Here is an 11,452-nt window from a genome sequence, read left to right on the forward strand (position 1 = left end):
CATGCCGTGACCGCGCTCAGTCGCGCCACTCGTCCTTGAAGGTGGACGGGTAGGTGCCCTCGGGCAGTGCCGGGCGCAGCACCGAGTAGACCTGCTCGGCTGCGACGTCGGTGTAGTCATCGAAGGTCTCCGCTGCCTGCAGCCACCAGCCGCCACCGGCGAGGTGGTCGACCCGCACGAACGCGCCGGTCCTGCGCAGTCGTTCGGCGCCACCCAGGCGCTGTGCGACTGGTTCCGAGATGATGGTGATCCATGAATAACCGCGCAGGGTATGCTCCACGGACCGCACCGTCTCCCACGGGTGCAGGTAAAGCGCGTACTCAAGGCCGGTCATCAAACTCGTGCCGTAGCTGATGCCGACCATGCCGAAAAGCGCACCGTGCTCGGCGGCCCGACGCAACAACGCGTGCGCCCGCTCGCTGAACCTGAGGAAGACGGCCCGGGGCAGCGTGATCCCGAGGACCGCCCGTCGCCGGCCGTCCATCGGGTACTGCCAGAACTCCACACCGAGTGACCCCTCGTCGAGCACAGCCACCCCAGGGGTCCCTTGACCGTCGGCGGAACCGACACGCAGGTACTGGAAGTCGTGCGTCCGCCAGTCGACCTGCCCGACGAACGACTGCCATTCCTCGTCGCTGAAGGAGGGGAGTTGCCATGAGCGCTGCTCGTCGCCGTCCGCCGCCCCGATGACCGCCTCGATCCCACAGGTGCCTCCGCGAGCTGCCCCGGCGAGCGCATCGGATGGCAGGAGTTCGGCAAAGAAGTTCCGAGCTGATTCGAACCATTCCTGGACGACGCGTCCCTTCTCCTTGTCGCCGTCGGGGAGGTCGATGGTGAGCAGGAGGTCGACGCTTTCCGGCCGTTTCCAGGGCCGGCCATCCGAGTTGGCCCTGGGCGAGGACGGCTGGTCGGCAGCGTCTTCGCTTTCGTCCTGGAAACCCAGTGCCTTTCGGGAGTCGCGGTCCGCCTCGAAGGCGTCACCGAGCGCCAGGTTGATGGCCACTCGTTCCTCGAAGTCATCCTCGCGGTCGATGCCGAACGCCCGGTACAGCTGGATGCCGTCGTCAGGGCCGCTGCGGACCTCGATCCGCCCGTCCACGTCGATGAAGCTGGACGCCGTGACGCAGTCCTGCTCGAAGATGCCGTTGGGACCGGCCACCACGGGCTTGTCCACGATGCGGACCAACTCGTACGGATTCGCGAGGAGTTGCTCCAGCCGGTTCTGGGCACGTCGCGCTCCCGCCGGTTCATCGGGCTCGAAGATCCACACCCAGATCTCCTGCGGATGCCCGTCCCAACAGATGAGTTCGGGGCCGGGACGCTCGTCGTGGAGGTCACATGTCAGCAGAGCGTCCGGGAAGCGTCTCCGTAGCTCCGCCACGCGCGTGGCGAGCCCGCCCGCATATGCCGCATGGACCGAAATGTCCCAACCGCTCATTGCCGCTCCTCAGCGCAGTTCGCCGAACATGCGACCGGGCGCGACGGACGCGGCCCCTGCCACCCGTACCGCCGTAGGTGCGCTGCCACGTCGCCAGGGTCGCACCCTAATCGATCATGGCCGAACGTCTGCCGTCAGGGCCGCGGAGCCGCCCGCGGGTTCGTGCCGGCGAGCCGGGAGCGGTCGTGAAGATCGCTGGACGAGACGAGGGCCACGACCGTCGGCGCGGACGGTGGAGCCGCCGAGATCACCTCGGTAGGGTAGGTCCCGGTCGGCTCCGACCACCAAGATCCACACCGCCGGGGGGCGCCAGGCATGGCCGATTCGTTCGCGCATCTGCACGTGCACACCGAATACTCGATGCTCGACGGAGCGGCCCGGTTGAAGGACCTGTTCGCCGAGGCCAACCGGCTGGGCATGCCGGCGGTGGCGATCACCGACCACGGCAACATGCACGGCGCGAACGACTTCTACAACCAGGCGATGGCCGCCGGGATCACCCCGATCCTGGGCGTCGAGGCGTACGTGGCGCCGGAGTCGCGCTATCACAAGGCGCGGGTCAAGTGGGGTCGGCCGGAGCAGAAGAGCGACGACGTCTCCGGTAACGGCGCGATCACCCACAAGACCATGTGGGCGAAGAACGCGCGTGGCCTGAAGAACCTGTTCACCCTCAACTCGCGGGCGTCCATGGAGGGGCACTACGTCAAGTGGCCCCGGATGGACATGGAGCTGATCGCCGAGCACGCCGAGGGGATCATGGCGACCACCGGTTGCCCGTCCGGGGCGGTGCAGACCCGGCTGCGGCTGGGTCAGTTCGACGAGGCGCTCAAGGTCGCGGCGAGCTACCAGGACATCTTCGGCAAGGACAACTACTTCCTGGAGATCATGGATCACGGCCTCTCCATCGAGAGCCGGGTCCGTGAGGGGCTCACCGAGATCGCCCGCAAGCTGGACATCCCACCGGTCGTCACCAACGACTCGCACTACACCCACGAGGCGCAGGCCACCGCGCACGACGTGCTGCTCTGCGTGCAGACCGGCAGCAACATCGACGACCCCAACCGGTTCCGGTTCGAGGGTGGCGGCTACTTCGTCAAGAGCGCCGACCAGATGCGCGCTGTCGACTCCTCCGAGCTGTGGCAGCAGGGCTGCCGCAACACCCTGCTGGTCGCCGAGAAGGTCGACCCGAAGGGCATGTTCGAGTTCCACAACCTGATGCCGCGCTTCCCGGTGCCCGAGGGGGAGACCGAGGAGTCCTGGTTCCGCAAGGAGACCTTCGCCGGGCTGGGCCGCCGCTACCCGAACGGCATCCCGGAGGGGCACGTCGTCCAGGCCGAGTACGAGCTGGGCGTCATCAACCAGATGGGCTTCCCGTCGTACTTCCTCGTGGTCGCCGACTTCATCCAGTGGGCCAAGAGCCAGGGCATCTCGGTGGGTCCGGGCCGTGGTTCGGCCGCCGGCTCGCTCGTCGCGTACGCGCTGGGCATCACCGACCTCGACCCGATCCAGCACGGTCTGATCTTCGAGCGGTTCCTGAATCCCGAGCGGGTCTCGATGCCGGATGTCGACATCGACTTCGACGAGCGTCGGCGCGGTGAGGTGATCAAGTACGTCACCGACAAGTGGGGTGAGGACAAGGTCGCCCAGATCGCCACCTTCGGCACGATCAAGGCGAAGGCCGCGATCAAGGACTCGGCTCGGGTGCTCGGTTTCCCGTACGCGGTCGGCGACCGGATCACCAAGGCGATGCCGCCGGCGGTGATGGGCAAGGACATCCCGCTCACCGGCATCTTCGACGCCAAGCACCCCCGCTACGCCGAGGCCGGCGAGATCCGCGGCCTGTACGACTCCGACCCGGACGTCCGCAAGGTGATCGACACCGCGAAGGGCATCGAGGGGCTGATCCGGCAGACAGGTGTGCACGCCGCCGGCGTCATCATGTCCGCCGAGCCGATCATCGAGCACATCCCGTTGATGCGCCGGGACGCCGACGGGGCGATCATCACGCAGTTCGACTACCCGACGTGCGAGTCGCTCGGGCTGTTGAAGATGGACTTCCTCGGCCTGCGCAACCTGACGATCATCGACGACGCCGTCAAGAACATCGAGCTGAACCACGGTTTGAAGCTCGACCTGCTGGCCCTACCGCTGGACGACCCGGCCGCGTACGAGCTGCTGGCCCGCGGTGACACCCTTGGCGTGTTCCAGCTCGACGGTGGGCCGATGCGCTCGCTGCTGCGGTTGATGAAGCCTGACAACTTCGAGGACATCTCCGCCGTCCTGGCCCTGTACCGGCCCGGTCCGATGGGCGTCGACTCGCACACCAACTACGCGCTGCGCAAGAACGGCCTCCAGGAGATCACCCCGATCCACCCGGAGCTGGAGGAGCCGCTGCGGGAGATCCTGGCACCCACCCACGGCCTGATCGTCTACCAGGAGCAGGTGCAGCGCGCCGCGCAGATCCTCGCCGGTTACACCCTCGGTCAGGCGGACCTGCTGCGTCGGGCCATGGGTAAGAAGAAGAAGGAGATCCTCGACAAGGAGTTCATCCCGTTCCGGGACGGCTGCCGCGAGCGCGGCTACTCCGACGAGGCGATCCAGGCGGTGTGGGACGTCCTGGTGCCCTTCGCCGGCTACGCCTTCAACAAGGCGCACTCCGCCGCGTACGGTCTGGTCTCCTACTGGACGGCGTACCTGAAGGCGCACTACCCGGCGGAGTACATGGCCGGGCTGCTCACCAGTGTCGGCGACGACAAGGACAAGATGGCGCTCTACCTGTCCGAGTGCCGCCGGATGCGCATCCAGGTGCTGCCACCGGACGTGAACACCTCGGCCGGGCCGTTCACCCCGGTCGGTAAGGACATCCGCTTCGGCCTGGCCGCTGTGCGCAACGTCGGCGCGAACGTGGTCGCCTCGATCATGCGGTGCCGCCAGGAGAAGGGCGACTACACCGACTTCTACGACTTCCTGTCCAAGGTGGACGCGGTGGTCTGCAACAAGAAGACGATCGAATCGCTGATCAAGGCGGGCGCGTTCGACTCGCTCAACCATCCCCGCAAGGGGCTGCTCGCGGTGCACGCCGACGCCATCGACGCGTACGCCGATGTCAAGCGCAAGGAGGCGGTCGGCCAGTACGACCTGTTCGGCGCGGGCTTCGGTGACGCCGACACCGGCAGCACCACGGTGATGCCGACCATCGGCGACAGCGAGTGGGACAAGCGCGACAAGTTGGCGTTCGAGCGGGAGATGCTCGGCCTGTACGTCTCCGACCACCCGCTGTTCGGCCTGGAGCACATCCTCGGCGCGGCGGCCGACACCACCATCGCGTCCCTCGCCGAGGACGGCGCGGTGCCCGACGGGGCTGTCGTCACCCTGGCCGGCATCCTCTCCGGGGTGCAGCGCCGGGTCACCAAGCAGGGCCGCGCCTGGGCGTCGGCCACCCTGGAGGACCTGGCCGGTGGTGTGGAGACGCTGTTCTTCCCCAACACCTACGAGGTGATCGGGCAGTACATCGCCGAGGACGCCATCGTGGTGGTCAAGGGCCGGGTGGACCGCCGCGACGACACCCCGCGCATCATGGCGATGGACATGTCCATGCCGGACGTCAGCACCAGCGCCACCAACAAGCCGGTCACCCTCACCATCCCGGTGCACCGCTGCACGCCGCCGCTGATGGAGAAGCTCAAGGAAACGCTTGTGCTGCACCCCGGCGACACCGAGGTGCACGTCAAGCTGCTCAACGGCGGCCGTACCACCACCCTGCGGCTGGGTCCGTTCCGGGTGGCGGCGACCACAGCGCTCATGGGCGACCTCAAGAGCGTCCTCGGCCCTGCCAACGTGGGCTGACCAGGCCACGGCCCCGGCCCGTCGCCGCCGGCGCGCCTCGTCGATCATGGAGTTGTGGTGGGTGACAAAGCGCCCATCGTTGCGCTTAACGGGCACCACAACTCCATGATCGACGGAGCTGGTGGGGGGCTTGCGGCTCAGGCCCGGTCGGGGGCGCTGATCTCCCGCAGTTGGCCGTCGGCCAACCGCAGCCAGCGCTGCACGCCGATCTCGGCGAGGAACCGTTCGTCGTGGCTGACCACCACGAACGCACCCTGGTACGCGGACAGCGCGCTCTCCAGTTGGGCGACGCTGACCAGGTCCAGGTTGTTCGTCGGCTCGTCGAGCAGCAGCAGTTGCGGCGCCGGCTCGGCGCAGAGCACACACGCGAGCGTGGCGCGCAGCCGCTCCCCGCCGGAGAGCACCCCGACCGGCAGGTTGACCCGGCTGCCCCGGAACAGGAACCGGGCCAGCAGGTTCATCCGCTTGGCGTCCGGCAGGCTCGGCGCGTACGCGGCGAAGTTCTCCGCCACCGAGCGGTCGAGGTCCAGCAGGTCCAGCCGCTGCGACAGGTACGCGATCCGCCCGTCGCCGCGCTTCAGCTCGCCACCGGACGGTTCGAGGTCGCCGTTGATCAGGCGCAGCAGTGTCGACTTGCCGGCGCCGTTCGCCCCGGTGAGCGCGATCCGTTCCGGCCCTCGGATCACCAGGTCAGCGCCGTCGCCGCCGAACAGCTCCCGGTCGTCGAAGCGGGCCCGCATCCCCTGGCCGGAGAAGACAGTGCGCCCGCCCGGGACGGTGGTGTCCGGCAGATCCACTGTGATCCGGTCCTCGTCGCGGACCGCCCGCCCGGCCTCGTCGAGTCGGGCCCTGGCCTGACCGAGCCGGCCGGCGTGCGTTTCCTGCGCCTTTCCCGCCGACTCCTGCGCGCTGCGCTTGAGCCCACCGGCGACGATCCGGGCCAGACCGGCGTTCTTCAGATTCTTGGCGGCGTTGCTGGCCCGCCGGTCGGCACGCTCGCGAGCCTGCTGCATCTCCCGCTTCTCCCGCTTGACCTCCTGCTCGGCGTTGCGCAGGTTGCTCTCGGCCACCTCCCGCGCCGCCTGCACCGCCTCGGTGTACGCGGTGAAGTTGCCCCCGTACCAGTTGATCTCGCCTCGTTCCAGCTCGGCGATGCGGTCCATCCGGTCCAGCAGCTCCCGGTCGTGGCTGACCAGCAGCAGGCACCCCGACCAGTCGGTGAGCACGTCGTAGAGCTTGTGCCGGGCCGCCAGGTCCAGGTTGTTCGTCGGCTCGTCCAGCAGCAGTACGTCCGGGCGGCGCAGCAGCTGCGCCGCCAGCCCGAGGGAGACCACCTGGCCGCCGCTGAGGGTGTGCAGTCGTCTGTCGAGTTCCAGGTCGCCGAGGCCGAGCCGGTCCAGTTCGGCGCCGGTGCGCTCCTCGATGTCCCAGTCGTCGCCGATGGTGGCGAAGTGCGCCTCGCTGGCGTCGCCGGCCTCGATGGCGTGCAGCGCCGCGATCCGCTCGGCGACGCCGAGCACCTGCGCCACGGTCAGGTCGCCGGCGAGCGGGAGGGTCTGCGGGAGGTTGCCGAGCAGTCCGTCGACGGTGACGCTGCCGCCGGTGGGTCGCAGTTCCCCGGCGATCAGCCGCAGCAGGGTGCTCTTGCCGGCGCCGTTGGGCGCGACGAGCCCGGTGCGACCGCCCGGGACGGTGAAGGACAGCTCCGAGAAGACCGGGGTGTCGTCCGGCCAGGAGAAGGACAGGTTCGAGCAGACAATGAACGCATCAGACATGCGAGTGACCTCAGAGGGTGGGGTGGGCGTGCCTAAGCCGCCCGACGACACGGGGACCTGGGGAACGACGGCATGGCCACGGTGGCGGCGCCTACACGCGCCGAACCGATGGCCGAACATGTCCGGTCTCACCCGGAGATGTCGTCGTCACCCGCCATGTCTGGTCTCCCTTGTCGTACCGCTAACCCAACGCGCCAAGTCTAACAACGGATCTTCACCCCGCCACCGGGTTCCCGGCCCACGCCGTCGATCATGGAGTTGTGGCGGTCGATAAGTTCCTGAACGCACCATTCGTCAGGCACCACAACTCCATGATCGACGGGGTAGGGGGCTCAGCGCGGACGGTACTCGACCTCGGGGCGGCCGGGGGTGCCGTAGCGGGGGGTGCGGACGGCGCGGTCGATGGTGACCAGATACTCCAGGTAGCGGCGGGCGGTCACCCGGGAGATGCCGGTCGCCGCGCTCACCTCGGTCGCGGACAACCCCGCCCGCGGGTCGGATCCGTCGGCCAGCGCCCCGCGTACCCGATTGAGGGTCTGCGCGTCGAGCCCCTTGGGCAGGCTGTTTCCGGCGGTGCCGCGCAGGGTGGCGAACATCCGGTCCACGTCGTGCTGGGCGGCCACCTCACCGTCGGCGAGCGCCTGGGCGCGGTAGTCGGCGTAGCGTTCCAGCTTGTCGCGGAACGCCGCGAACGTGAACGGTTTGAGCAGGTAGTGGGTCACCCCGAGGGACACCGCGGTACGCACCACCGCCAGGTCCCGGGCGGAGGTCACCGCCAGCACGTCGACGCTGCTGCCGGCCGCCCGCAGCGCCCGGCAGACGTCCAGGCCGGGCAGGTCGGGCAGCCGAAAATCAAGGAGTACGAGGTCCACGTCGCCGCCGTCGTTGGCGCGCAGGGCCGCCATCGCCGCCCGCGCGGTGTGCGCCATCCCGACCACCACGAAACCGGGAACCCGCTCGGTGTACGCGGCATGCGCCTCGGCGAGCAGCGGCTCGTCCTCGACGACGAGCACCCGGATTCCGGTCACTAGCGCTCACCTCCACTCGGCAGACGGACTGTGAACAGGCTGCCGCCGTCGTCCGAGCGGCTCACGTCGTAGCTGCCGCCGTGCCGCCGGACCACCTGCCCGACCAGCGCCAGCCCGAGGCCCCGGCCGGTGCTCTTGGTGGACCAGCCGCGCCGGAACGCGTCGGCCACCCGTTCCGGGGCCAGCCCGGGGCCGCTGTCGGCCACCCGGACCAGCAACTCGTCGTCGACCTCGCCGACGAAGACCCGTACCTGCCGTGGCGCGGGCGTGCCCGCCACCGCCTCCAGGGCGTTGTCGACCAGGTTGCCGACGACGGTGAGCAGGTCGCTGGTCGGCAGTGGACTGTCGTCGAGGCGGCAGTCCGGCTCGACGACCAGGTCCACCCCACGCTCGCCGGCCTGTGCCGACTTGCCGAGCAGCAGCGCGGCGAGGGCCGGTTCGGTCACCGCGCCGACCACCTGGTCGGTCAGTTGCTGGGCGAGGGCCAGGTCCCGGGTGCCGAGCCGGACGGCCTCGTCGGGGCGGCCCAACTCCACGAGCGTCAGCACCGTGTGCAGCCGGTTGGCCGACTCGTGGGTCTGCGCCTGCAACGCCTCGGTCAGCGCGCGCACCGAGTCCAGCTCGCTGGCCAGGGTGCGCAGCTCGGTCTGGTCGCGCAGGGTCAACACGGTGCCGAGCACCGCGCCCTCGAAACGGGTGGTCCGCTGATTGGCGACAAGCACCCGGTCACCGGCGAGGATCGGCTCGTCGCGGGCGTCGCGCCCGGAGTCGAGCAGCTCGGCCACCGCGGGCGGCAGGTCGATCCCGGCGACCGGCTGGTCGATGACCGGCGCGTCCGCGTCGAGCCCCAGCAGGCGGCGGCCCTCGTCGTTGACAAGCGCCACCTGCCGGTCGGTGGTCAGCACCACCAGACCCTCGCGCACCGAGTGCAGGACCGCGTCGTAGTACTCGTACATCCGGGTCATCTGCGCCGGACCGAGACCGTGTGTCTGGCGGCGCAGGCGGCGGCTGAGTAGCCAGGAGCCGGTGGCGGCGAGCGCGAGCGCCGGTGCGGCGACGCCCAGCAGCACCGGCAGCTGGCCGAGCAACTTACGGTCGATCGCGCGGGTCCTGATGCCCACCGAGACCAGGCCGACGATCCGCCGCTGCTCGTCGTACACGGGAACGACAGCGCGCACCGACTCGCCGAGCGTCCCGACGTTCGTGGTGGTGAACGGACGGCCGGCCAGGGCGGGCCCGATGTCGCCGACGAACGGCTCGCCGATCCGCTCCCGAGTGGGGTGGGAGTACCGGGTGCGGTCGGGGGCCATCACCACCACGAAGTCGGTGCCCGTCGCCTCGCGGGTCGATTCGGCGTACGGCTGCAGGATGCTGGTCGGGTCGGCTGTGGTGAGGGCCGCGCGGACGTCGGGGGAGCCGGCCACGGTCTGCGCGACAGCGAGTACCTCCTCCTGGGCGGCCTGGCGGGAGTCGCTGCGGGCCAGCCAGAACGCGCCCGCCGCTCCGGCCAGCACGAGCAGCGTCACCACCATCGCCTGGAGGGCGAAGAGCTGCCCCGCGATGCTCCACTGCCGTCGGGCCACCTTCCACCACCTCCTTCGTGCGTCGCTGCCGTTGTCGTTCGCGGTGAACAGAATGACCGCAAGGCTGTCAACGGGTGAGATGCGCTTCACATTGTCGGCATGGACACCACCGCATCCGCCACCACACCGGCACCGGCGGTCCGCCGGGACCGTACCCGTTACCTCTACCTGGCCGTCATCGTGGCCGTGCTCGCCGGCATCGTGGTTGGCCTGGTCGCCCCCGATTTCGGCAAGGAACTCAAGCCGATCGGCACCGGCTTCGTCAACCTGATCAAGATGATGATCAGCCCGGTCATCTTCTGCACTATCGTGCTCGGCGTCGGCTCCGTCCGGCAGGCCGCGAAGGTCGGCAAGGTCGGCGGCCTCGCCCTCGGCTACTTCCTCACCATGTCGACAGTCGCGCTCGCCATCGGCCTGGTGGTCGGCAACCTCATCCACCCCGGCTCCGGCCTGAACCTGGGCGCGGACCTCGCGGGCGCGGGCAAGGCCGCCGCCGGCGACGAAGCCGCCGGTACGGCGGAGTTCCTGCTCGGCATCATCCCGACCACGATGCTCTCCGCGCTCACCGAGGGCGAGGTGCTCCAGACGCTGCTGGTGGCCCTGCTTGTCGGCTTCGCGGTGCAGGCCATGGGCCGGCGCGGTGAGCCGGTGCTCGGCGCGATCGCCGTCATCCAGCGGGTGGTGTTCAAGGTCCTCGCCATGATCATGTGGCTGGCGCCGGTCGGCGCGTTCGGTGCGATGGCCGCCGTGGTCGGGGCGACCGGCGTGGACGCCCTCAAGAGCCTCGCGCAGATCATGCTGGGCTTCTACGCGACCTGCCTGATCTTCGTGCTGGTGTTCCTCGGCGCGCTGCTCTGGTTCGTGGCCCGGATCTCGATCTTCTCGCTGCTGCGTTACCTGGGCCGGGAGTTCCTGCTGATCCTGTCGACCTCGTCGTCGGAGTCGGCGCTGCCCCGGCTGATCGCGAAGATGGAACACTTCGGGGTGAGCAAGCCGGTGGTGGGCATCACGGTGCCGACCGGCTACTCGTTCAACCTGGACGGCACGGCGATCTACCTGACCATGGCGTCGCTGTTCATCGCCGACGCGCTCGGCAACCCGCTCTCCATCGGCGAGCAGATCTCGCTGCTGCTGTTCATGATCATCGCGTCGAAGGGTGCGGCGGGCGTGACCGGCGCCGGCATCGCGACCCTGGCCGGTGGCCTTCAGTCGCACCGGCCGGACCTGGTGGACGGGGTCGGGCTGATCGTGGGCATCGACCGGTTCATGTCGGAGGCGCGGGCGCTTACCAACTTCGCCGGCAACGCGGTGGCGACCGTGTTGGTCGGCACGTGGACCGGCGAGTTCGACAGGGATCGGGCGCTCGGCGTCATGCGCGGCGACGACCCGTTCGACGAGGCCACCATGCTGGACGAGCACGGCGACGAGAGTGAGGCGGACGCGCCGCGTTCGGGTGCGCAGACGCCCGCGCCGGCCGGGTCGTCCGCCTGAGGTACGGCGGCGACCGAGCCGGGGATACGCCGAGCCCCCTGCCCCCTGTCGCGGGGCAGGGGGCGACTCGTTGGCGAACCGACCCACCACCCCGCCGGCACGGAGAGCGCCACACCGCGCGGATAGCCCAGCAGGAGGGCGGGTGCCATTTATCGACCACAACAGCCGGACCCGGACGGATTGGTGGCACACGAATTGTCATGGGGCGCGCTGTGACCTGAGCGTCCCGTTCGCCGGCTTATGTCGGCTGCAAGCCGTCCACTTCCGGCTAACGAGGCAAGTAGCCGATCC

Annotated in this window: 6 protein-coding genes; 2 read left to right on the forward strand and 4 right to left on the reverse strand. The window is 69.4% G+C overall.

Annotated features, from left to right (window positions below):
* Window positions 1–16 precede the first annotated feature (16 nt).
* A complete protein-coding gene (locus AB0B86_RS26050; protein WP_357420005.1) occupies window positions 17–1,270 on the reverse strand; it encodes a hypothetical protein in 1,254 nt (417 codons plus the stop codon).
* Window positions 1,271–1,753: 483 nt separating this feature from the next.
* Between AB0B86_RS26050 and dnaE the strand changes: the two genes are divergently transcribed.
* Complete coding sequence (gene dnaE, locus AB0B86_RS26055; protein ID WP_357420007.1) at window positions 1,754–5,284, forward strand: DNA polymerase III subunit alpha; 3,531 nt, start codon at window positions 1,754–1,756, stop codon at window positions 5,282–5,284.
* 137 nt (window positions 5,285–5,421) lie between these two features.
* Here the strand turns inward: dnaE and abc-f are convergent, their stop codons facing one another.
* The 3 genes from abc-f to AB0B86_RS26070 form a co-directional block, all read right to left on the reverse strand.
* Window positions 5,422–7,059 carry a ribosomal protection-like ABC-F family protein gene (gene abc-f, locus AB0B86_RS26060; RefSeq protein WP_357420010.1) on the reverse strand — a complete coding sequence of 546 codons (1,638 nt, stop codon included), beginning with the start codon at window positions 7,057–7,059 and terminating at the stop codon, window positions 5,422–5,424.
* A 332-nt stretch (window positions 7,060–7,391) separates the two neighbouring features.
* Window positions 7,392–8,087, reverse strand: coding sequence for a response regulator (locus AB0B86_RS26065; protein WP_357420011.1), 696 nt, complete (start codon window positions 8,085–8,087; stop codon window positions 7,392–7,394).
* Window positions 8,087–9,670, reverse strand: coding sequence for a sensor histidine kinase (locus AB0B86_RS26070; RefSeq protein ID WP_357420012.1), 1,584 nt, complete (start codon window positions 9,668–9,670; stop codon window positions 8,087–8,089). The genes AB0B86_RS26065 and AB0B86_RS26070 overlap by 1 nt, the downstream gene beginning before the upstream one ends.
* Window positions 9,671–9,769: 99 nt before the next feature.
* Here AB0B86_RS26070 and AB0B86_RS26075 point away from each other — a divergent pair, with 99 nt between their 5' ends.
* Entirely contained in the window at window positions 9,770–11,161 is a 1,392-nt protein-coding gene (locus AB0B86_RS26075; RefSeq protein ID WP_357411902.1) for a cation:dicarboxylase symporter family transporter, read from the forward strand.
* The last annotated feature ends 291 nt before the right edge of the window (window positions 11,162–11,452 follow it).

Source organism: Micromonospora sp. NPDC049047 (assembly GCF_040649135.1).
Classification (GTDB): Bacteria; Actinomycetota; Actinomycetes; order Mycobacteriales; family Micromonosporaceae; genus Micromonospora.

Excerpts from the sequence above, each read along its gene's own strand:
- dnaE (WP_357420007.1), top strand. The coding sequence starts at position 1,754 with ATGGCCGATTCGTTCGCGCATCTGCACGTGCACACCGAATACTCGATG.
- abc-f (WP_357420010.1), bottom strand. The coding sequence starts at position 7,059 with ATGTCTGATGCGTTCATTGTCTGCTCGAACCTGTCCTTCTCCTGGCCG.
- AB0B86_RS26075 (WP_357411902.1), top strand. The coding sequence starts at position 9,770 with ATGGACACCACCGCATCCGCCACCACACCGGCACCGGCGGTCCGCCGG.